The organism is Rhodococcus sp. NPDC019050 (assembly GCF_055664235.1).
In genome coordinates, this window is the sequence record NZ_JBVOON010000009.1 from 115,607 (window position 1) to 136,524 (window position 20,918).

General features: G+C 67.7%; 20 protein-coding genes and 1 pseudogene. 7 read left to right on the forward strand and 14 right to left on the reverse strand.

Going from position 1 to position 20,918, the window contains the following annotated elements:
- Window positions 1-49: 49 nt before the first annotated feature.
- Entirely contained in the window at window positions 50-1,270 is a 1,221-nt protein-coding gene (locus AC0B44_RS12050; RefSeq protein ID WP_471903151.1) for an MFS transporter, read from the forward strand.
- Between the two features lie 28 nt (window positions 1,271-1,298).
- Here the strand turns inward: AC0B44_RS12050 and AC0B44_RS12055 are convergent, their stop codons facing one another.
- Genes AC0B44_RS12055 through AC0B44_RS12065 form a run of 3 tightly spaced genes read right to left on the reverse strand, consistent with a single transcriptional unit; the run spans window position 1,299 to window position 2,503 of the window.
- Complete coding sequence (locus AC0B44_RS12055) at window positions 1,299-1,484, reverse strand: hypothetical protein (protein WP_471903112.1); 186 nt, start codon at window positions 1,482-1,484, stop codon at window positions 1,299-1,301.
- A 36-nt stretch (window positions 1,485-1,520) separates the two neighbouring features.
- Complete coding sequence (locus AC0B44_RS12060; RefSeq protein ID WP_471903113.1) at window positions 1,521-2,003, reverse strand: flavin reductase family protein; 483 nt, start codon at window positions 2,001-2,003, stop codon at window positions 1,521-1,523.
- A complete protein-coding gene (locus AC0B44_RS12065; protein WP_471903114.1) occupies window positions 2,000-2,503 on the reverse strand; it encodes an NADPH-dependent FMN reductase in 504 nt (167 codons plus the stop codon). Before AC0B44_RS12065 ends, AC0B44_RS12060 begins: the two co-directional genes overlap by 4 nt.
- Window positions 2,504-2,667: 164 nt before the next feature.
- On the opposite strand from AC0B44_RS12065, the gene AC0B44_RS12070 reads away from it, so the two are divergent.
- Window positions 2,668-3,318: a DedA family protein gene (locus AC0B44_RS12070; RefSeq protein WP_471903115.1), complete on the forward strand. Its 651-nt coding sequence runs from the start codon at window positions 2,668-2,670 to the stop codon at window positions 3,316-3,318.
- 19 nt (window positions 3,319-3,337) lie between these two features.
- Here AC0B44_RS12070 and AC0B44_RS12075 read toward each other — a convergent pair whose 3' ends face one another.
- Together AC0B44_RS12075 and AC0B44_RS12080 are read right to left on the reverse strand one after the other, a co-directional pair.
- Complete coding sequence (locus AC0B44_RS12075; RefSeq protein ID WP_471903116.1) at window positions 3,338-4,075, reverse strand: energy-coupling factor transporter transmembrane component T family protein; 738 nt, start codon at window positions 4,073-4,075, stop codon at window positions 3,338-3,340.
- On the reverse strand, window positions 4,072-6,081 hold the full coding sequence (locus tag AC0B44_RS12080) for a DUF2232 domain-containing protein (protein ID WP_471903117.1): 2,010 nt from the start codon (window positions 6,079-6,081) through the stop codon (window positions 4,072-4,074). Before AC0B44_RS12080 ends, AC0B44_RS12075 begins: the two co-directional genes overlap by 4 nt.
- A 114-nt stretch (window positions 6,082-6,195) precedes the next feature.
- Between AC0B44_RS12080 and AC0B44_RS12085 the strand changes: the two genes are divergently transcribed.
- Entirely contained in the window at window positions 6,196-6,822 is a 627-nt protein-coding gene (locus AC0B44_RS12085) for a maleylpyruvate isomerase family mycothiol-dependent enzyme (protein WP_471903118.1), read from the forward strand.
- On the opposite strand, the gene AC0B44_RS12090 is transcribed toward AC0B44_RS12085, so the two are convergent.
- A complete protein-coding gene (locus AC0B44_RS12090; protein ID WP_471903119.1) occupies window positions 6,819-7,889 on the reverse strand; it encodes a DNA polymerase IV in 1,071 nt (356 codons plus the stop codon). The genes AC0B44_RS12085 and AC0B44_RS12090 overlap by 4 nt on opposite strands.
- A 199-nt stretch (window positions 7,890-8,088) precedes the next feature.
- Here AC0B44_RS12090 and efeU point away from each other — a divergent pair, with 199 nt between their 5' ends.
- From efeU to efeB, 3 genes are all read left to right on the forward strand, one after another.
- Complete coding sequence (gene efeU, locus AC0B44_RS12095) at window positions 8,089-8,976, forward strand: iron uptake transporter permease EfeU (RefSeq protein ID WP_471903120.1); 888 nt, start codon at window positions 8,089-8,091, stop codon at window positions 8,974-8,976.
- Between the two features lie 73 nt (window positions 8,977-9,049).
- A complete protein-coding gene (gene efeO, locus AC0B44_RS12100; RefSeq protein WP_471903121.1) occupies window positions 9,050-10,189 on the forward strand; it encodes an iron uptake system protein EfeO in 1,140 nt (379 codons plus the stop codon).
- Window positions 10,186-11,463, forward strand: coding sequence for an iron uptake transporter deferrochelatase/peroxidase subunit (gene efeB, locus AC0B44_RS12105; RefSeq protein WP_471903122.1), 1,278 nt, complete (start codon window positions 10,186-10,188; stop codon window positions 11,461-11,463). The genes efeO and efeB overlap by 4 nt, the downstream gene beginning before the upstream one ends.
- A gap of 411 nt (window positions 11,464-11,874) precedes the next feature.
- Here the strand turns inward: efeB and AC0B44_RS12110 are convergent.
- From AC0B44_RS12110 to AC0B44_RS12140, 7 genes and pseudogenes are all read right to left on the reverse strand, one after another.
- A pseudogene (locus AC0B44_RS12110) lies at window positions 11,875-12,951 on the reverse strand (AAA family ATPase); the annotation flags it as partial.
- Window positions 12,951-13,577 carry a nicotinamide riboside transporter PnuC gene (gene pnuC, locus AC0B44_RS12115; RefSeq protein WP_471903123.1) on the reverse strand — a complete coding sequence of 209 codons (627 nt, stop codon included), beginning with the start codon at window positions 13,575-13,577 and terminating at the stop codon, window positions 12,951-12,953. The gene pnuC and the pseudogene AC0B44_RS12110, both read right to left, overlap by 1 nt.
- 62 nt (window positions 13,578-13,639) lie before the next feature.
- Entirely contained in the window at window positions 13,640-14,455 is an 816-nt protein-coding gene (locus AC0B44_RS12120; protein ID WP_471903124.1) for an ABC transporter ATP-binding protein, read from the reverse strand.
- Window positions 14,452-15,504, reverse strand: a complete 1,053-nt coding sequence (locus AC0B44_RS12125; protein ID WP_471903125.1) for a FecCD family ABC transporter permease — start codon at window positions 15,502-15,504, stop codon at window positions 14,452-14,454. The genes AC0B44_RS12120 and AC0B44_RS12125 overlap by 4 nt, the downstream gene beginning before the upstream one ends.
- The gene (locus tag AC0B44_RS12130) at window positions 15,501-16,544 is read right to left on the reverse strand and encodes a FecCD family ABC transporter permease (protein ID WP_471903126.1); all 1,044 of its coding nucleotides are present in this window, start codon (window positions 16,542-16,544) and stop codon (window positions 15,501-15,503) included. The genes AC0B44_RS12125 and AC0B44_RS12130 overlap by 4 nt, the downstream gene beginning before the upstream one ends.
- Window positions 16,541-17,578 carry an iron-siderophore ABC transporter substrate-binding protein gene (locus tag AC0B44_RS12135; protein ID WP_422423629.1) on the reverse strand — a complete coding sequence of 346 codons (1,038 nt, stop codon included), beginning with the start codon at window positions 17,576-17,578 and terminating at the stop codon, window positions 16,541-16,543. Before AC0B44_RS12135 ends, AC0B44_RS12130 begins: the two co-directional genes overlap by 4 nt.
- Window positions 17,579-17,718: 140 nt before the next feature.
- A complete protein-coding gene (locus AC0B44_RS12140) occupies window positions 17,719-18,489 on the reverse strand; it encodes a helix-turn-helix transcriptional regulator (RefSeq protein WP_471903127.1) in 771 nt (256 codons plus the stop codon).
- A 79-nt stretch (window positions 18,490-18,568) separates the two neighbouring features.
- Here AC0B44_RS12140 and AC0B44_RS12145 point away from each other — a divergent pair, with 79 nt between their 5' ends.
- The gene (locus tag AC0B44_RS12145) at window positions 18,569-19,696 is read left to right on the forward strand and encodes a methyltransferase (protein WP_471903128.1); all 1,128 of its coding nucleotides are present in this window, start codon (window positions 18,569-18,571) and stop codon (window positions 19,694-19,696) included.
- On the opposite strand, the gene AC0B44_RS12150 is transcribed toward AC0B44_RS12145, so the two are convergent.
- A complete protein-coding gene (locus tag AC0B44_RS12150) occupies window positions 19,693-20,901 on the reverse strand; it encodes a winged helix DNA-binding domain-containing protein (RefSeq protein ID WP_471903129.1) in 1,209 nt (402 codons plus the stop codon). The two genes, AC0B44_RS12145 and AC0B44_RS12150, sit on opposite strands and share 4 nt — an antisense overlap.
- Between the last annotated feature and the right edge of the window lie 17 nt (window positions 20,902-20,918).

Below are 20,918 nucleotides of genomic sequence, written 5' to 3' on the forward strand. Positions count from 1 at the left end.
AGGCGCATGAACGTTTTCCGGAAGCCACGTGTCGCGGAAGAACATTCCCGTGTCCGGTGATCGGCCTCGGCCGACAGCAGCCGAGCGCGCACCTCTGTCCGATTCCCGATTCCGGCGCTTCGCAACAGGGAACGTCATCAACAACGTCGGTGAAACAGCGTTCGTCGGCGTGGCCCCGCTTCTTCTGGTGCAGATCTACGGTCCGTCTGCGGCCGCCCTGTCCGTGATCGCCACCGCGTTGTCGGGTGTGCTGTCACCGGTCGTCGGGGCCGCGATCGACGCGCGTGGGTGGCGTCCGTTCTTCTATGCCGGTCTGGCAGTCCAGTCGCTCTCGATCGGCGCCGTCACCGCCGCCCTGGTCGCCGGCCGACCTCCCCTCGCCGCGCTGGGTGTCCTGCTCGTGGTGAACGCCGTAGCGAGCCTCGGATACCTGTCGGCATGGAAAGTGGGCCTGAACGAACTGTTTCCGGATTTCCGCCGACGTGCCCGCGGCAGCCTGAACACCCTCTTCTACATGACCGGGATAGTCGGTCCCTTGACGGCATTCGTCATCTTGTCGACGAACGGCGTGACGCTCTTCCTGATCTTCTACGTCATCACGTCCAGTGCGCCTGTCGTCGCGCTGCTGCAGATCGATCGGGGACGACCGCGCGCAGCGTCTCGGACGGACGGAACAGCCATGAGAGCGCTGTCCGCGGGCCTGACGTACATCCGGGGTTCGGTGGTGTTGCGTCGACTGCTCGTGCTGAGATGCCTTGCGTCGGCGCTTCCCCCGACGCTGATCGGCGCCCTGATCGTGCTCGAGTTCGAGTCGTACGCGGCCGCGCCCCTCCTGATTCTCGCCGTGTCCAACGCCATGGTCTACCTGGGAAATCAATACGTCAGTCGCATGGCCGACTTCCGTGAAGTCGAAATCGTGCTCGTGTACGGCACGATGAGCCTCGCCGGCATAGCCCTCCTGAACGTGGACAGCATGTACGCGTTCGTGGCGAGTGTGGCTGTCTTCGGAATCGCGACCGGCGTAGGACTCTCGCATTTCGTCCTGGCAACGGTCGTGTACTCCCCTCCGGAGATCTACGGGTCCATCAGCGGTGTCTTCGGCCTCGCATCGAGCGTGCTCGGATTGACGGTCGGCGTCCTGCTATCGAGGGTGGACGTGATCGGGCTCGAGGCGTTCTACCTGATCCTCACAGTGCTGGCGGTGGGAACTTTCGTTGCGGCGGTGCGCTATGCGCGCACCGACGACGTTGCCAACGGCGGGACTGCATGAGCAGTGCTCCACCGATGATCGACGGTCATCAGCCCGACGCCGCGAGACCGATTGCCACGGTCGGCAGAACGAGCCACCACGACCCTGCGATTGCTTGTGGCTCCTTCCCCGCCGTGTCGCTACCGGTGACCTTCCGCGCCCGTCGCAGGGCCTGTCGTGTCCGGGCCGTCCGTTTCGTGCGCCGGACGACCGGGGCCGGGGTCTCGTGATCCATGCGAACTCCTTCGTGACATCGAGTCGGAACCGGGCATCAGGAAGCGATCAAACGGCGGAAAGAGCTGCGATGGAACACGATCGGTTCCACCGCGGTGTCGGTGAGCAGTTGGTTGATGCGCAGCACGACGATGTCGTGATCACCGGCCGGCACCTGCTGTTCGACGGTCACGTCCATGCGCACGCTCGTACCCGCCACGAACACGGCACCGCCGTCGCGGATCTCGATGTCGATCCCGGCGAACCGGTCGCCGTCCTTCGCGGCGAGCACCCTGGCCGCGCCGTCGTGCTCCTCGCTCAGCACGCTGATACCCAGATGCGGCAGAGCCGACAGCCGCGGCCACGTAGCGGAAGTGTGTTGCACACAGAATGCGACGAGCGGAGGGTCGAGCGACACCGGCACGAACGTGCTCGCGGCCAGACCCACTCGCTCACCGTGCACGTCCGCGCAGATCGCGACCACCCCGGACGGGATGTGTGCGAAGGCTTGCCGGAGGGCGGTGCTGTCGAACGTGCTCATGATGCCTCGGTTCGGATCGACGCGGTCAGGACCGGCGCCCACCGCTGCGCGTACTCCGCGATGCGACTGTCGGTGAGGTAGGTGGAGTCGAGCAGGTACAGGCCCGGCGACGGAGTCGTGGCACCGAGTTCGACCAGGACGGGTTTGAGCAACAGGTCCGGCGCGAGCGCGTGGGCCGGTCCCGCGCCGAGCATCAACGGCACCGCCACCACGTCCCGCAGACCTTCCCCGGTGGCGAACTGGTCCAGGAAAAGTTTCAGGACGCCGGTGTACGAGGCCTTGAAGGTGGGGCTGGCGAACACCACCAGGTCGGCGGCGGAGACGGCCGCGACCGCCTCGGCCACCCGCTCGTCACCCCACCCGAGCAGACCCGCACCGAGCGTGACGACGTCCACGACCCGATCGGGTTCACGCCCGGTCAAGGCGGCCGCGAGACGGGTCCCGGCATCGAGAGTGCGGGAGCCGGGCTTGGGATTGCCCGCGACGACGACGATCGTCATACGGCCACCTTTCGGTTCGGCGTTTCCGAGTCCCGCGGACGGCACAGGCACCCGCCATCGTTCGCTGCGCCGAGCCCCGAGGAAACCGTTTCGCTCTGCTCGAGCAAAAGCGCGGCCGCATGCCCGGCGGTTTGGGATAGTTGCCGATCGGTAACCTTTAACGGATGAGTGTCGCGGATTCTCCCTCAGCGCCCACCGACGGACTTGCCGGATGGGCACTGGACCTGATGGACCGGCTGGGCGGTGTAGGTGCGGGGCTCGCGATCGCGCTCGAGAACTTTTTCCCTCCGCTTCCCAGCGAAGTCATTCTTCCGCTGGCAGGCTTCGCCGCCAGCCTCGGCAGCTTCACCCTGGTGGGTGCGCTGTTCTGGACGACCCTCGGTTCCGTCCTGGGCGCACTCGGGTTGTATGCGCTCGGCCGGTGGGTGGGTGAGGACCGGCTGCGCAGCGTCGTGCACAAGCTTCCTCTGGTCGACGTGGAAGATCTCGACCGCACGACGGAGTGGTTCCAGAAACACGGCCGCAAGGCCGTGTTCTTCGGCCGCATGTTGCCTGTTTTCCGCAGCCTGATCTCGATTCCGGCCGGGGTCACCAAGATGCCGATATGGCAGTTCACCGCCTTCACCACCGCGGGCAGCCTGATCTGGAACAGCATCTTCGTCATCGCCGGGTATCAGCTCGGAGAGAACTGGCAGAAGGTCGAGCCGTACGCAGAGGTTCTTCAGTACGTGGTCCTCGCCGCGGTGATCGGCTTCATCGTCTACGCCGTGCAGCGCCGGATCCGGTCGCGACGCGCACACGCCGACGCCAACTGATCGCCACCGCGCGGCCGCATCAGCCCCAGACCACGATCGCCGCACACGCCACGAACACGACCACGACGGTCACCGCGTCGCCGGCACCCAGTCGCGGTCGGGTGCGGACGACGAGCCGGGGGCCCCGCACCGACAACGCGTCGCCGAGGTCGCGCACCTGCCGCATGGACACCGACGCCACCGCGCCCACCGTGTCGATCAGTTCGGGCCACCACCGCTTCGGAGTACGGATGCCGGGGCGCCCGCGCAACCGGCGGGCCGCGAACAGCATGCGCAACTCACCGCGGATCGTCGGCAACATCCGCAGCGCCAGCGCACACACCGTCACCCACTCGTCGACGGGTAGCCGCAGCAATCGCAACGGCGACAGAAGGACGGGCAGGGCGCCGACCAATTGCGACAGACTCGTCGTCCAGCCGACCAGCGACGCCAGCACCAGCAGGCACACCCCGAGAAGCATCGCTCGCACGTAACTCGTGAGCCCGCCCCCGGCGACGTTCAGCACCGCACCGACCGCAAGGAAGGCGAACACCCACCAGGGAATCGAAGGCACCACCCCGCGTGGGATGCGCGCCGTGAGCACTCCGGCCAGCAGCACCACCGCCGTGATGCCGAGGGCGGTCCAGGACGGGATGAAGCTCACGGTGACCGAGAGCGCCACCGCAGCGAGAATCTTCGTGCCCGCCCACAAGTGGTGGATGGGGGTGATGCGCGGAACGGGCCGCAGCAGGATCAGAGGCCGACGTTGTTCTTTCATTCCGTCACCGCACCGATCTGGTCGACGATCCGGCCCACGTCGAGCACCACGGTGCGCGAACACACCTCTTCCATTCCGTGCAGGTCGTGGGAGATGACCACGATCGTGACGTGCTCGACCGCCCGCAGGTGAGCGAGGATCGAGACCAGTTCACGGCGCCCGGGGACGTCCAGCCCGGCGAGCGGTTCGTCGAGGACCAGGACGCGCGGCGTCCGGGCAAGTTGTGCGGCGAGTGCGACACGGCGCATCTCCCCTCCGCTGAGCCGGTCGATCGGACGATCCACTAGTTCGGGCCGCAGCCCCACCCGGTGGAGGACGGCCGCCACGTAGTGCCGATCGGTGTGCGGGAGACCCGCGACATCCGATATCTCCTCGGCGACCGTCGGGCGCTGAAGCTGCAATCTCGCCTGCTGGAAGACGAATCCGACATCACCGCGAAGATCGGCCGTGGGCGTGTCCTGGAGCAGACAGGTGCCCTTCGTCGGTCGATACAGTCCCGCCATGATCCACGCGAGGGTGGATTTGCCGGAGCCGTTCGCACCGACCACCAGAACCCCTTCGCCTCGGCACACCGTGAGCGAGACATCCCGCAGCGCGGTGTGCGCCCACGGAGTGCGGTCCGCATATATGTGGGTGACGTCGCGCAACTCGAGGACGGGTTGCGGGAACGTGGGCGCGGCGGCGGGCACCGGCGCAGGACTCGGGGCCGCCGCAGGCGCGGGCACGATCCGTCCGGCGTCGAGATGCACGACGCGATCGGCGACGGCCGCTTCGTCGTCGAGATGCGTGACGAGGACGACGGTGGTGCCCTCGCGTGCCACCTCCGCGAGCAGCGCGACCAGTGCGCTCCGACTGGCCGAGTCCACCATGGCCGTGATCTCGTCCGCGATGAGCAGTGCCGGTCGGCGGGCCAGCGCACCGGCAAGTGCGAGGCGTTGGAGTTGCCCGCCGGACAGATCTTCCGTCGGCCGATCACCCATCCTGGCGAGACCGACCCTCTCGAGCAGGGCGTCGACGTCGACGTCGTCGGCTCCCCAACGCAGATCTTCCTCGACGGTGCGGCCGAGCACCTGACTGTCCGGGTGCTGGAACACGGTCACGGTTCCGCCCGGTTGTCCGAGGCCGGCAGGCCCGGGCCGGTCGACGAACCCGGCGGTCGGTTCGAGGCCCGCCATGATGCGTGCCAGCGTGGATTTGCCGGACCCGTTCCGGCCGACCACCGCCACGAACTCGCCCGGACCGATCGTGAGATCGATGTCGGACAAGGCATCGACGCCCGCGCCCGGGTACCGGTAGGTGACCATCCGCAGTGCCAGCGGCACTGGACTCGGCTCCCCGGAGCGGGGATCGGGCCACTCGGCCGACTGCGTACTCCACGTGCTGCGCGCCGCCACGAGGCGGAAGATCCCGAAGCACAGCAGGGCTGTGCCGACGATGCCGACCACCACCGCGCTGCCGATCCATACCCACCACAACCGCACCATCAGGTCGATCGTCTGCTCGAAGGTGCGTACGAAGTCCTCGCCCGCTCCCGCCGCCTCGAACGCACGAGCGGTGCCCCTCATCGACGACGCGAGCGCCTCGAGGAGCAGGATCCGCGTCTGCGCGAACAACAGCAGGAGGCCGTTCACCAGCGCGGCGATCAGAAGACCGATCGGCAGTGCACCGGCGAAGACGACGAAGACCGCCTCTCTTCCCCACCTCCGCTCGGCATATCCGACCAGCGCGCCGACCCCGGCGAGCACGAAGACCGTCGCCACGGCGAACGGTCCTGCCGCGACGAGCGCCACCACTCCCGACGCGACCGTCGCGGCGACGACCGCTCGTAACCGGCCGGCAGCCGCGAGAAAGGAGATCGGCAGTGCCACGAGCACCTGCGCGACGCCGACCGGGATGAATCCCGTGATCACGGTGAGCACCGCCGTCAACGATCCGAAGACGGCTGCCGCAGCAGCTTCTGGTGGCCGGAGAGGACCCCGAGTCCGGGAGGCGGTTACCGAGTGCACCGCCCCAGTCTGCCAGCGCGCAGCGTGCCGCCCGCGATGACTTCCCGCAGGCGCGGAAGTCCATATGGGCACGCCCGCAGAGTCCGAACGAAACCCCTTCCGGGAAGGACGATCATGCCCGCCACCGCACACCCGCTCGTCGAAGCCGAACGGCGCGATCTCGTCGCCGTGCTCGAACAACTCACCGAGGAACAGTGGAGCGCACCTTCGCTGTGCCGGGGATGGCGTGTGCGCGAGGTGGTCGCGCACACGACGATGCCGTACCGCTACGGCATGGTGCGCCTGCTCGTCGCGATGGCGAAGGCGCGAGGAAACTTCGACCGCGCCGCCGACGCGTGCGCCCGCGCCGACACGCGGGTGTTGTCCGACGCCGAACTCCTCGACTGCCTGCGCAACAACGTGGCGCATCCGTGGCAGCCGCCCCGCAGCGACTCCTCGGCACCACTGTGGCACGAGGTGATTCACGGACTCGACATCACCGTCGCCCTCGGACTCGGACGGCGGGTGCCGGACGAGCGGATCGCGATGCTGCTCGGCTCGGTCTCTCCGGAGAGTGTCGGCTACTTCGGAGCGAACCTCGACGGCATCCGTCTGCGGGCCGACGATCACGACTGGGAGTACGGGGCGGGTGACGTCGTCAGTGGCGACGCCCAACACCTGCTGCTGGTGCTCACGGGCCGTGCGCTGCCGCCCGGATTACTGAAAGGCCCACGCGCCGAACAATTCACCGCTCCGGTCTAGTGCGGCGGGGTCATCTCGACCCGAACTCCCACCAGGCGCACCTCACGGTCGTGATCGAACCGCTCCAGCAGTGCGACCGCAGCGTCTGCGATCACCGCAGCATCGAATGTGGGCACGGCAAGCGGCGCACTCGCCGTGTGCGTGACAAACGGCGCGTATCTGATCTTCAAGCCGACGCGTATCCCCTCGCGATTCTCGGCTCGAATGTCGTCCGTCGCCTGTGCGGCGAGTCGCCGCACGTGCTCCGCCAGTTCGCCCCAGTCCGCGACATTGTGCTGGAACGTGGTCTCGCGACTGTGCGATCGGGCCACCCACGGCTCCCCGGTGACCGTCGCGGTGGCGGCACCTCGGCCGAGACCGACCAGCCACGGGCCGATCTTCGGTCCGAAGCTTTTCGCCATCTCCTCGACCGGCGCCACAGCAAGTTCGCGGACCGTGTGAATGTCGTGTGCGGCCAGCTTCTTCGCGGTGCGTGACCCGATGCCCCACAACGCGGCCGGGTCCCGCTCCCCCATCACAGCGAACCAGTTGTCGCGGGTGAGGCGGAACATTCCGCGGGGCTTACCGAATCCCGTCGCGATCTTGGCGCGGAGGATGTTGTCGCCGATGCCGACCGAGCAATGCAATCCGGTCGCGTCCAGCACCGCAGCCTGCACTCCGCGCGCGAAAGACTCCGGATCGTCGGTCTCGACGCCGAGAAAAGCCTCGTCCCACCCCAGCACGTCCACGACGACACCGAAGCTGCGCAAGGTACTCATGACGACGTCCGAGACCTCGTTGTACGCGTCCTTGTCGACCGGAAGAAAGATCGCATCCGGAATCTTCTTCGCCGCCACACGCAGCGGCATCCCGGACCCGACCCCGCGTTCGCGTGCCTCGTACGACGCGGTGGACACCACGCCGCGCTCGGTGGGATCGCCCCGTCCGCCCACTACCACCGGCTTTCCCGCCAATTCGGGCCGGCGCAGCACCTCGACGGCGGCGATGAACTGATCGAGGTCGACGTGCAGCACCCACGCGGACGCCTCGGCTCGAGCGCCGCCGGGTGTCGTCGAACCGCAGGTCACCGCACCACGGTAAATCTCCGGGACACGGCGCAACATTGTTTCGGCGAGTCGGCGCTATCGGGTCGCGCCGGCACTCGCGAGGTCGCAAACCGGTACCGGACGAAAGTGGTTCCCTTCCGTGTACGCGTGCGCGTCTCGGGTGTACGTTGTCCTTCTAACAACCACCGAGGTTCGCCTCACCTAACTTTGGGATAGCTTCATGCCCTTGCTCGCCGCGGGTGCCACCGCCCCATCCGTCGCCACCCAGCTGGCCGGTTCCGGTCTCATCGGACTCCGGGAAGGACTCGAAGCGGGCATCGTCGTCATGATCCTCGTGGCATTCCTGGTCAAGTCCCAGCGCCGCGACGCGCTCAAGTGGGTGTGGCTCGGGGTGGGCATCGCCGTGACCATGGTCGTCGCGACCTTCCTGATCATCCACTTCGGCACCAGCACCCTCGACGGTGTCGCCGCAGAAATCGCGGCAGGCATCGCCTCCCTCGTCGCCGTCGTCATCGTCACCGCCATGGTGCTGTGGATGCGCAAAGCGTCCCGATCCATCTCCGGCGACCTGAAATCCGGAATGGAAAAGGCCCTGGTCGTCGGCCCTTCCGCGGTGCTGTCACTGGCGTTCTTCGCAGTGGGACGGGAAGGACTCGAGACGGCACTGCTCATGGTCGGCTACGCCGAGAACACCGCAGGCAGCCCCTGGCCGCTGGTCGGGCTGCTCCTCGGCATCGCCGTCGCCGCAGTCGTCACCGTCCTGATGTACCTCGGCGCCATCCGGATCAACATGGCGACCTTCTTCAAGTACACGGGCGTGGCACTCATCGTGGTGGCAGCCGGGATCCTCGGTTACGGCGTGCGGGCACTGCAGATCGGCGGTGTTCTGCCCGGCGCGACCACAGCCGCGTTCGACGTCTCCGATGTCTACGACGCCGGCAGTTGGTACGGCACCATCCTCGGCGGCATCCTCAATCTCCGTCCCGACCCCACGGTGCTGCAGTTCGCGGCGTGGGCGGCATACCTGGTGATCGTGCTGTTCCTGTTCCTGCGGCCCACCGCACCCGCTCGGCGCTCCCAGCCGGTGCACGAACCCGCTGCGACCTGACCTCGCGCCGAAACGAGACCCTGCGCCGAGCAACACCCTGCATACCCTCCTTCCTCTCGAAAGGCACCACCCGATGCGTCGCACCGCATACGCCCTCACCGCAGTCGCAGTACTGCCGCTCGCGCTTGCAGCCTGCACCGAGAAATCGGCGACCGACTCCGACGCGGTCACGGTGACGGCAACCGACTCGTCCTGCGAGGTATCCACCACCGAGGGCGTCACCGGGCACTCGACCTTCGCGGTCACCAACAACGGCACCAAAGTCACCGAGTTCTACGTCTTCGCCGGTGGCGACCGGGCCATGGGCGAGGTCGAGAACATCGGGCCCGGTCTCACCCGCCAGCTCATCGTCAACATCCCCGAAGCAGGCGACTACGAACTGTCGTGCCGACCGGGCATGGTGGGCGACGGCATCCGGCAACCGTTCACCGTGACCGGCGACTCCCAGGCCGCGACCGACGCCGACGGCCGGCTCACCGAGGCCGCCGACGGTTACCGCCGGTACATCCGGAGCCAGACCGAGGCTCTGGTCGCCACGACCGGTGAATTCGTCGCCGCGGTCAAGGCAGGCAACGTCGAGGAAGGCAAGCGGCTGTTCCCGCTCGCGCGCACCTACTTCGAGCGGATCGAACCGGAAGCGGAAAGCTTCGGCGACCTCGATCCCCGGCTGGATCTTCGCGAGGCCGACCTCGAGCCCGGCCAGGAGTGGACCGGCTTCCACCGGCTCGAAAAGGACCTGTGGGTGACCGGGCTCCAGCCTGACAGCGCTGCCGTCGCCGACCAGCTCACCGCCGACGTCCAGGAGCTTTCGGGACTGGTGAACGCGGAGGATTACACCATCGACCCGACGCGTATCGCGGGCGACGCCCAGGGTCTGCTCGACGAGATCTCCACCTCCAAGATCACCGGCGAGGAAGACATCTTCTCGCACACCGATCTGTACGACTTCCGGGCGAACGTCGACGGCTCGCAGGCCGCGGTCGCGGCGTTGCGGCCCGTGCTCGACGCCCAGGACCCTGCACTCGGTACCGCGATCGACGCACGGTTCGCCGAACTCGACGCCGCCCTCGACCAGTACCGGGTCGGTGAAGGATTCGTATCGTACGACACCGTCACCGAACCGCAGCGGCAGGAACTGTCTCGGCTGATCGATGCGCTGGCGGCGGAGGTCAGCAAGGTGCAGGGCGTCGTCGCGGAGGCAGCCGGGCTATGACCGATCGGCCGACGAACACACCCGGCCGGGACACTGGGGCAGGCATCTCCCGCCGTCGACTGTTCGGCGCAGTAGGGGCAGGGGCGGTTATCGCCGGTGCGGGCGCGGTCGCCGGCCGCGCCACCGCACCCGACGAGGCCGGGGCGGCCGCTCACGGAGTGGTCGACTTCCGCGGCGAACACCAGGCCGGCATCGTCACTCCCGCGCAGGATCGGATGCATTTCGTTGCGTTCGACATCACCACGACCGACCGCGCCCAGGTCGTCGCAATGCTGAAGACGTGGACCGAGATGGCCGCACGCATGACAGCGGGCCTGGAGGCGACCGAGGACGGCGCCACCGGCGACGGTGCGTACCAGGCGCCGAGCGACACCGGCGAAGCACTCGATCTCGACCCGTCCCAGCTGACACTGACCATCGGCTTCGGCCCGTCCCTGTTCGACGACCGCTTCGGGCTGGCACCGCTCAAACCGGAGGCCCTGCAGGATCTGCCCCACTTCCCCGCGGACAACCTCGACCCGACCCGCAGCGGTGGCGACATCGCCATCCAGGCGTGTGCCAACGATCCGCAGGTCGCCGTGCACGCAATCCGCAATCTGGCGCGGGTCGCGTTCGGCACCGCGTCGGTGCGCTGGTCACAACTCGGGTTCGGACGCACCTCCTCCACCTCGACCGCCCAGGCGACCCCCCGGAACCTGTTCGGCTTCAAGGACGGCACCAACAACCTCAAAGCGGAAGATCCCGACGCTCTTTCCGAGTCGGTGTGGGTCGCCGGCGACGACGACCAGCCCTGGATGGCCGGCGGCAGCTACCTCGTGGCCCGGCGGATACGGATGCTCATCGAGCAGTGGGACCGGGCCGTCCTCAAAGAACAAGAGGCAGTGATCGGCCGCGACAAACGCGAAGGCGCACCGCTCGGGCAGACGACGGAGTTCGACGAACTCGACCTCGAGTCGAAGGGGCCCGACGGTCCGTTCGTACCGGTCACCGCACATGTGCGCCTCGCCTCCGCGCAGCACCTCGGCGGCATCCGCATTCTGCGCCGCGGCTACAACTTCACGGACGGTTCCGACGGCTTCGGGCATCTCGATGCCGGGCTCTTCTTCATCGCCTTCTGCCGCAACCCGCTCGACCAGTTCGTACCGATGCAACTCGAACTCGCCCGCAGCGACGCGCTCAACGAGTACATCCAGCACGTCGGGTCGGCAGTGTTCGCGTGTCCGCCCGGCCTTCAGGACGGCGAATACTGGGGGCAGTCGCTGTTCGAGGCGTGAGTTCTCCGGACCCTCCGCCTTCGGCCGCACCACCCTTTCGCGAGAATGTAACGAAGGACACACCTGCCCCGACATCCCTACCGAAGGCATGTAGAGCACAAAGGGGTTTCATCGTGGCACACGACCGACTGCTGTTCATCGGCCATCCCGACGCCGGAGAAGTCGCGCAGTGGAGTGCGCTGCGCGACCTCGCTCCCCAGCGGGGACTGGTTCCCACCCGCAAGTTCGAACCCGGCGAGGTGGTCTGGGCTGTGGCGGCCGGTGGTGTCCTCGACAGCACGACGTCCGGCATGTCGTCGCGCATGGTCGACGCGCTGCGCGCCGCCCACATCCCCTGCACCAATGCGCTCGACGCGATCCGGCACGTGTACTGAGCAGCGAGTTCGGCCTCAACCCACCCGGGCCGAACGTCAATGGTTCGCCGAACTGCGTGCGCAACCCGAGCGCCTGGTCGATCACCCGCTCTCCCAGCCGCACGCGTTCGGCGAGGGTTCCGGTGAGCAGCACCCAGGACCGGCCGGTCGCCGTGAGCATGTCGACGAACCACTCCGTCATCTCCGCACGGATGACTTCCCCGTCGCGTATCCCGTCCTGCACGAACGGGACCGCCACGTGATCGGTGACGAGGTAGAGGGCATCCCGGTCGGGAACCTCCGTCCACGCGCGCCGGCTCTCCAAGCCGAGGTAGCGCCGCTCCCAGACGGTGGTCGCGACCGCGTCGGTGTCGCACACGAGCACCGGTGATCCGGTCCGTGCCGCCTCCTCCTCGAGGCGGGTCTGCTCCGCGGCGATGTGCGCGAAGTCGTCGCCGGTCCAGGTGAGGTCATCCATCGTCGCGGCTGGATCACGCTCTTTCATTCGAGCGAGGGTGTCCACGGTGGCCTGTCGCCCGTACTCCGGCACCCACCGAGTTCGCTCCCACACCCCGCCGCGGGCACGGTAGCGCTCCGCCAACGCGCGACTGACCGTTGTCGTACCGGTGGATTCGGCACCGAGAACCACGATGCGCGTCGTCAGGCCCGCGCGGGCGGGTGAGTCGAGGTCGTCCCAGTGTCCCGCGAGATCGGCGCGACACGCCGTTCCCGAAACCGGGTACGCGACGCGGTCGACGTCGACGCATACATGGGTCGCCGAAAAGCGTTGCGCCAGTTCGTCACCGTACTTCTCACTGGAGACCACCGCATCCACCGGAATATCGGTGACCGTCCGTACTGCGGCGCGCATGCATGCCACCTGCGCCGCCCACACCACGTCCGAGCCGAGGTCCATCGGTGCGTCGCACACAATTCCGGTGACGGCGACTCCGCGGTCGGCGCGATGTGTCTCCCGCATCCACTCGACCCTCCGACCGAGGGGGATCGATTCCGCGGCGGACGCCATGACGACCACAGTGACGCGGTCGGCCACCCGTGCCGCGGTGCGCACGAGATGGTGGTGCCCGATGTGCGGCGGGTAGAACTTGCCGATGACGAGTGCATGTCGGTACATCACGCCACCCGCGCAAATTCGGGCGTCATCACGCGGGTGCTGCGCCAGGCGATGAGGCCGCGTACGCACAGAATCAGGAAACCGATGTAGAGCAGCGCCGTCAGCGTGAGCCCTTTGTGCAGGTAGAGCGGGATATAGATCAGGTCGGCGGCGATCCACAGCAGCCACGACTCCCACCGCTTGGTGGCCTGGCCCCACGTCGCGAGCAGCGAGAGGACGGTGGTGGCCGCATCCCAGAACGGCACGGTCGACGGGGTGGCGGTGTCGAGCAGAACGGTCAGCGCGGCGGTGCCGGCGATGCCCGCGCCGGCGAGCCACAGCCACTCGCGCCCACTGGTGCCGGTCACGGGCAGCACCCCACCGTCGTGCCCCCGCACCCAGTTGGTCCAGCCCCACACCGCGAGCCCGATGTAGACGATCTGAAGTCCCGAATCCGCGTAGAGGCCGGCGGTGGCGAACAGCAGAATCCAGACGAGGTTGTTGACGATGCCGATGGGCCAGTTCAGCGCGGACTGCCGGCCCACCAGGTACACGCACCACGCACCGGAGAGGAAACCGAGGACCTCCGCCCACGTGGTGGGAGCGCCGAGGGCGGTGAACGCCGTCGAGTTCAGGAATGTGAGCATGGCGATCCTTTCACTGGTGCCAGTGATTAGATCAGTATTGCGCTAAGTGCGCAACGGGGCGCTCAGACCGTGGCACCCTCCGTGACGTGGTGGCGTCCGAGCGGCAGCATCAGAGGCTTGCCCGACACCGGATCGGAGATCACGTGGCTGTCGAGCCCGAATACCGCCCGGACGGTCTCGGTGGTGAGAACGTCGGACGGATCACCCGCCGCGTAGACATCACCTGCGGCGATGGCCACGAGGTAATCCGCATACCGCGCAGCAAGGTTCAGGTCGTGCAGCACCATGACGATCGTCGTGCCCCGGCTGCGGTTGAGATCGGTGAGCAAGTCCAGCACCTCGATCTGGTGGCTCACGTCCAGGAAGGTCGTGGGCTCGTCGAGCAGCAGCACGTCGGTCTGCTGGGCAAGTGCCATGGCGATCCAGACACGCTGCCGCTGCCCACCGGATAGTTCGTCGACGTGCCGCTCGGCCAGTTCGGTCGTGTTGGTCGCAGCGAGAGCGTCCGCCACCGCGGCATCGTCCTCACGACTCCACCGCGAGAGCACCCGTTGATGCGGGTGCCGGCCGCGCCCGACCAGATCCGCCACGACGATTCCTTCCGGCGCGATCGGCGACTGCGGGAGCAGACCCAGAGTGCGGGCGAGTTGCTTGGCCGGCAACCGGTGCACGTCCTTGCCGTCGAGCAGAACATGCCCCGAGCGCGGCGTCAGCAGGCGCGACATCGACCGCAACAGCGTCGACTTTCCGCACGCGTTGGCCCCGACGATGCACGTGATCTTTGCCGGCGGCACCACCAGATCGAGGGATTCGACGACGGTACGTCCACCGTATCCGAGTTCGAGGTCTTCGACGACGAGGGTGTGGGCTGCGGTCACAGCGAGCCTCCCGAGCGGTTGGAACGAATGATGAGGTAGACGAGATACGGCGCGCCGAGCACACCCGTCACGACACCGACGGGATAGCGGGTGCCGAACGCGTACTGACCGCAGAAGTCGGCGAAGAGAACGAGCAGCGCACCGACGAGTGCCGCGGGCACGACGAGCGACGTACCGGGCCCGACGATCCGGGCGGCGATGGGCCCGGACAGGAACGCGACGAACGCGATCGGACCCGCAGCAGCGGTGGCGAAGGCGATCAGCCCCACGGCGGCGATGATGAGCACGATGCGTGTGCGCTCGACCCGGACACCGAGCGCCTGGGCGGTGTCGTCGCCGAGTTGGAGCATCGACAGGTTACGGGTCTGACTCAGCAACACCGGCCCGAGCACCGCCAGCGCGACGAGCACCGGAACGGTTGCGGTCCACGTGGTTCCGTTGAGGCTTCCCGTGAGCCACCGGGTAGTTTCCTGGAGATCCCACGTCGCGGCCGTACTCAGCAGATACGACGTGAGGCTGTCGAGCATCGCGGCGATACCGATGCCGATGAGGATCAGCCGGGTGCCCGCCACACCGTTCCGGAACGAGAGCGCGTAGATCAGCACCGCGACCGCCAGGCCCGCCACGATCGCGACCGCGGACACCTGCGACCCGCCGAGTGAGAGCACGATGATGGCGAAGGCTGCGGCGGCGCTCGCGCCGGAACTGATGCCGATGATGTCGGGGCTGGCGAGTGGGTTGCGCAGCATCGTCTGGAAGGTCACGCCGCCGAGGCCGAAGCAGATTCCGGCGACCACCGCGAGCACCGTGCGAGGTATCCGGAGTGTGCCGACGGTGAAGGACGCGCCGGGCACGTCCTCCCCCAGGATCACCCGCATCACGTCGGAGGGCGGATAGAACGTCTTGCCGAACATCAGGCTCACGGCGAACGCGGCAGCCACGAGCACGACCAGCAGAGTGATGACCCCGCGTCTGCGTCGTCCCCGCTTGATGCGGTTCACCGCAACGGTGTCGGTTGCGGAGGTGGAGTTTTCGAAGGTGGCGGTCACAGTTCGCGAATCTTTTGGCGTCGGACGATGTAGATGAAGAAGGGCGCCCCGATCAAGGCGGTGATGATGCCGACATCGATCTCACTGGGCCGCGCCACGATCCGGCCGAGGACATCGGCTGCGGTGAGCAGGGCCGCGCCGGTGAGTGCGGAGAACGGCAGCAGCCATCGGTTGTCGACCCCGATCAGCATGCGGCACAGGTGCGGCACGACGAGCCCGACGAAAGCGATGGGTCCTGCGATGGCGGTCGCGGCGCCGCAGAGCAGTACCGCTCCCAGCGCCGCGATACCCCGCGCGATCGCGACTCGCTCACCGAGACCGGCCGCGACCTCGTCGCCGAGTGCCAGCGAGTTGAGGCTGCGCGCCGAAAGGAGCGAGACCACGAATCCGACGGCGAGGAAGGGCAATGCCTGCCCGACGGCGTCGAAGCTCGCGCCACCGACACCACCGATCTGCCACGAGCGCACGCTGCCGGCGATGTCGTTGCGCGGCAGCACCACAGCGGTGATGAACGACGCGAAGGCCGCCGACGTGGCCGCGCCCGACAGCGCAAGCTTGAGGGGTGTCGCGCCGCCGCGCCCGAGAGAGCCGACGGTGTAGACGAACAGGGCGGCGATGCCCGCTCCGAGAATCGCCACCCAGATCATGCTCGTCTGCGTCCACAGACCGAAGTACGCCATGCCCACGACCACCGCGAGCGAGGCCCCCATGTTGACTCCGAGAATTCCCGGATCCGCCAAGGGGTTCCGGGTGACGCCCTGCATCACCGCGCCGGCGAGGCCGAGAGCGGCGCCGACGAGGAGCGCGAGCACGGTGCGCGGGATGCGTTTGGCCACGGCACCCTGCCCGATGTTGTCCGTCGACCCGCCGAGCGCAGCGAGGATGTCGGACCATTCGACGTCGCGCGAACCGATGACGACGGACATCACGGTCAGCGCGACGAGCACACCGGCAAGAACCAGCAGCCACAGCAGACGGCCGAACGTCGGGCGTCCCGTGGTGAGAGCGCCCGACGTCGAATCCGGTTGGGTTACCGTCACTCCGGTGAGCCGGTGGCAGCCTTCGCGAGCAGGTCGACGTAATCGCCGAGCACCCACGAGATAGCGAGCGGAGTCGGGTTCGCGGCCGTGCCCAGCGGGCCGGAGCCGTCGAGGAACACGATCGAGTTGTTGGCGACAGCCGGCATCTGCGAGAGCAGCGGGTCGGCCTTCAGCGCGTCCACCAGTGCCTGGTCGCCGTAGGTGACGATGATCTCGACATCGTCGAAGACGTCGACGCGCTCGGCACTGACCTTCTGGGAGTACTCCTCACCGGTCGACGCCTCGGCGACGCTCTTCGGAGTGGACAGACCCAGGTCCTCGAAGAATGCGGAACGGGTGTCCTTGGCGGTGTAGAAGCTGACCTGGCTCAGGTCGGCGGTGTCGACGTGCGTGAGGAACATCGTGGACTTGCCCGCGAGGCCCGGGTGCGAGGCCACCTCGTCGGCGATCTGCTGTTCGAGGTCGGCGATGAGGGCCTTGCCCTCGTCTTCCATGCCGAGGCCCATGCTGTTGTAGAGGATGGTGTCGCGCCACGACGTCGCCCACGGCGCCTCGGGGAATGCGACAACCGGCGCGATGGCACTCAGCGTGTCGTAGGTCTCCTGCGTCAATCCCGAGTAGGCCGCGAGGATTACGTCCGGATCGGTGTCCGACACGGCTTCGAAGTCGATGCCGTCGGTCTCGTCGAAGAGCACCGGGGTCTCGCCGCCGAGTTCCTCGAGCTTCTCCTCGACCCACGGCAGCATGCCGTTGTTGTCGTCGTCGCCGAAGTTCGCTGCGGCCATACCGACGGGGACGATGCCGAGAGCCAGCGGCACCTCGTGGTTGGCCCAGTTCACGGTCGCGACGCGGGTGGGCTTCTCGTCGATCGTGGTGGTGCCGAAGGCATGCTCGATCGTGACCGGGAATGCGCCGGGTCCGGTCTCGGAGGCCGCGGTGTCCGAGGACTCCGACGAGTCGGAACCACAGGCCGTCATGCCCAGTGTGACCGCGACTGCCGCCGCGGCCACTGTCAGGAAGCGCTTGGAACGCATGGGGTATTACTCGCTCTCGTGCAAGGGGTGACCACACTCCCGCAACCGCGGGAATTAGGTGAGGTTTGCCTAAACCGTAATGTTTGTCCGGTCCGGGCGCAATCGCGCGTTCGGGACATCCGATGTCGCGTTCGGGACAGCTACCCCGTCAATCGGAACGTGCCCGGTGTGCTTCCCATGATTCGGCGAAACGCCGCGCCGAACGCGCTCACCGACCGATAACCCATGATCTGGGCCACCTCGCCGAGTTCGAGACCGGTGCCGAGAAGGATCGCGGCGCGCTGTGCCCGAACCGCCGCCGTCCACCGACCGAAACTCATTCCCGTCTCGGATCGGAACACGCGGGTGATGGTCCGGGCACTCACCCCCAGCGCCGTCGCCCAGTCCGCGAGCGTGCGCGCGTCGCCGGGGTCGGCATCGACGGCCTCGACGATCGGCCGCAACAGCGGGGATGTCGGCATCTGCACCAGCAGTTCCTGGTCCGACGGCGCGAGCACGTCGATCACCATCTTCTCGGTCAGCGCTCGCGACTCACTTTCGAGCGACTCGTGCGTCAAACGGTCGAGCAGTAACCGGAGCAGCGGCGTCATCTCGACGGACACCGGACGCTCGGACAGTGCGGGCGTCGCGCCGATTCCGAAGTGCGCCGTGCGATACCACGTGCCCGCCGGCGTGATGCCGGAGTGCAGCAGCCCGGCGGGTATCCACAACCCGATCGTCGGTGTCACCGTCCAGGTCCGTGCCCCCACCGTGACACTCGACGCCCCGCGCTCGTTCCACAACAGTTCGTGGGTGGGATGCGAGTGCGGCTCGAACCGCGTGTCACAGGAGACGAGTTCGTCCATGCCGGCGATGACGAACGGCACGTCGATCGCTCCGGCCTCGTACACCGGCAGCGTCCTGGTCTCCATGGGCACCCATTATGTCCGCAGCGTCACCATCTGCCCGTGCGGTCGTCGGGCACATCACGGCAGTGCATATGGTTGTGCGATGGAAACCGAGTTCGTCCGCTGGACCGAGGACGGCACCGAGCATTCGGCGGTGTGGCGGTCCACCAGCGGAGCGACGCCCCCGAAAAAGGTCCGGGTGGCCGACGACTCGATGACCGCCGACGAGGCATACCGCCTGGCGTGCGAGGGAACGGCGCTGTTGTGGCGCGGCGACTTCCACAACGCCCGCCAACTCGGCACCGCCGTCGCCGCCCGGGCCACGCGCAAGCCCCGCAAGACGTCGACGGACCCCGCCACCGCGTTCCACCTGCACCGGCAGACGCAGTCCCGGCGAGCGAGCATCCTCGGGATGCTGCTGGTGCCGTTCGACGCGGACCAGACGATCCCGCTCCGACGCGCCCCCGACGTGCGGCAGGCCGTCCACGAGGCGTACGGGCCGATCGACGAGCCCACCGTCACCACCTTGCGGGATCTGCTGGGCGCGATCGGCGCCTACGAATGGCAGAAGGAGGGCGTCGAGATCCCCGCCCTCGGCGCGCGCATCCACCCCGGATACGGCGTGTTCTCACCGATTCGCGGCGAGTACGTCGACCTCGTCGCCGACACCCCGCTGCCCTCGCTCACCAAGGCGTTCGACATCGGCACCGGCACCGGCGTGCTGGCCGCCGTCCTCGCCCACCGCGGCGTCGAGAAGGTCGTCGCGACAGAGATCGACGCGAAAGCCCTCGCCTGCGCGCGGGCGAACCTCGACCGGCTCGGCTACAGCGACCGGGTCGAGGTCGTGCAGACGGACCTCTTTCCCGACGGCAGGGCACCGCTGGTCGTGTGCAATCCGCCGTGGATTCCCGCCCGGCCGACATCGCCGATCGAGTACGCGATCTACGACCCGGACAGTGCGATGCTCCGGGGCTTCCTTCGCGGACTGCCCGAGCACCTCGAACCCTCGGGAGAAGGCTGGCTCATCCTGTCCGACATCGCCGAACATCTCGGCTTGCGGACCCGCGAGGAACTCCTCGCCCTCATCGGCGATGCCGGTCTCGTCGTGCTCGAACGCCGAGATGTGGCGCCGCGGCACGGCAAGATCGAGGACCGGTCGGATGCGCTCTACGCCGCGCGCAAGCGGGAAGTGACGTCGCTGTGGCGGCTCGCCGTGCGGGACCGTCCCTAACGCGTTCGGCGACCGGAGTCCCCGCCCTGCGACAGTTCCTTGGCCAGGGGCGACGGGAACCTCGGCATCACGCGCACACCCCCGAGCCAGTCGTCGAGGCGGGCGGCTTCCTGTTCGAGAAACGCCGAACCCTCCGCGCCGATGTCCTCGAGCAGGTGGAGGGTGACGGCACCGTCGTCGTCCTGCCACCAGGTTCCGACGATCCGTCCGTCCCACCACGCGGTGGGTCCGGCGTTCCCGTTGGAGTCGAACAGCGCCTGCCGGTACGAACCGAGATACCAGTCGCGCTCGAACCAGCCCATCGTCGTCGGGTCCAGCGCCGGCAGCAACGCACCCCACGGTGCAACGCGCGGGGTCTTGTCCACGTCGTCGGGCATCAGGTAACCGGTTCGTCCGCCGAGATCCACTTCCACCGCGTGTAATTCGGCAAGCGCCGCGCGCACCGCCTTCACCGTCGAGCCGAGCCACCACTTGATGTCGGCTTCGGTGCCGGGACCGAAGCGCCGCAGCCACAACTCCACCAGGCCGCGCACGCCGTCGTCCTCGGTGCACGGTTCGATCTCCGCGCCGAGCCACGACTCCGTGGTGGCCCAACTCGGCCGCGAAATTCGCCACGCTCCATTGTTGGAGGCGCGCACCACTTTTCCCGACGCCGACAACACCGTCAGCACGCGGGGAGCAAAGGCGACCTTCCCGGCCCACGACTTCCCGGTGCCGTAGTCGACGGCACTGTCGATATGGGGAATCTCCTTGCGCAGTTCGGTGGAGGTCGCTTCCCTGCCACCGGACAGCGCCTCGCGGACGTGCTCGCACGCCTCGGTCAGCCACTGCTCACCGTCGGTGTGCAGACCGGCGGCCTCGACATCCTTGGCCACGCTGCGGCGTTGCACCGCAGCGACCCGGTTGCTCGCGCCGGCTTGCGCAAACGGGAGCACCTGCCGCGGGAAGACGAAGATCGTCCGTCGCATTGCGAGATGCTTGACCAGCGAACGGTCGACGTACAGCGCGCGGTCGAGATCCTCGACCGCGAAATCGTCCACACGCGCCCAGGCCGACAGATAGACGGTCGCCGGGTCGGTGCCGTGCAGGCAGACCATGCCGGTCGCGGCCTCGACGGCATCCTTCGCGTGAAATTCCGGAGCGAGGCAGTGTCGTGCGGCCAGGCGGGCCCTGCGTTCGGTTGCGTCGATCTGTCGCAGCGTCATGGCGCCACCATAGTGGT

Bases quoted from the DNA above. Each gene is read 5' to 3' on its own strand.
- AC0B44_RS12065 (WP_471903114.1), bottom strand. From the start codon at position 2,503: ATGACGATCGTCGTCGTCGCGGGCAATCCCAAGCCCGGCTCCCGCACT.
- efeO (WP_471903121.1), top strand. From the start codon at position 9,050: ATGCGTCGCACCGCATACGCCCTCACCGCAGTCGCAGTACTGCCGCTC.
- AC0B44_RS12140 (WP_471903127.1), bottom strand. From the start codon at position 18,489: ATGGAGACCAGGACGCTGCCGGTGTACGAGGCCGGAGCGATCGACGTG.
- AC0B44_RS12055 (WP_471903112.1), bottom strand. From the start codon at position 1,484: ATGGATCACGAGACCCCGGCCCCGGTCGTCCGGCGCACGAAACGGACG.
- AC0B44_RS12085 (WP_471903118.1), top strand. From the start codon at position 6,196: ATGCCCGCCACCGCACACCCGCTCGTCGAAGCCGAACGGCGCGATCTC.
- AC0B44_RS12075 (WP_471903116.1), bottom strand. From the start codon at position 4,075: ATGAAAGAACAACGTCGGCCTCTGATCCTGCTGCGGCCCGTTCCGCGC.
- AC0B44_RS12145 (WP_471903128.1), top strand. From the start codon at position 18,569: ATGGAAACCGAGTTCGTCCGCTGGACCGAGGACGGCACCGAGCATTCG.
- AC0B44_RS12135 (WP_422423629.1), bottom strand. From the start codon at position 17,578: ATGCGTTCCAAGCGCTTCCTGACAGTGGCCGCGGCGGCAGTCGCGGTC.
- AC0B44_RS12060 (WP_471903113.1), bottom strand. From the start codon at position 2,003: ATGAGCACGTTCGACAGCACCGCCCTCCGGCAAGCCTTCGCACACATC.
- efeB (WP_471903122.1), top strand. From the start codon at position 10,186: ATGACCGATCGGCCGACGAACACACCCGGCCGGGACACTGGGGCAGGC.
- AC0B44_RS12150 (WP_471903129.1), bottom strand. From the start codon at position 20,901: ATGACGCTGCGACAGATCGACGCAACCGAACGCAGGGCCCGCCTGGCC.
- efeU (WP_471903120.1), top strand. From the start codon at position 8,089: ATGCCCTTGCTCGCCGCGGGTGCCACCGCCCCATCCGTCGCCACCCAG.
- pnuC (WP_471903123.1), bottom strand. From the start codon at position 13,577: ATGCTCACATTCCTGAACTCGACGGCGTTCACCGCCCTCGGCGCTCCC.
- AC0B44_RS12070 (WP_471903115.1), top strand. From the start codon at position 2,668: ATGAGTGTCGCGGATTCTCCCTCAGCGCCCACCGACGGACTTGCCGGA.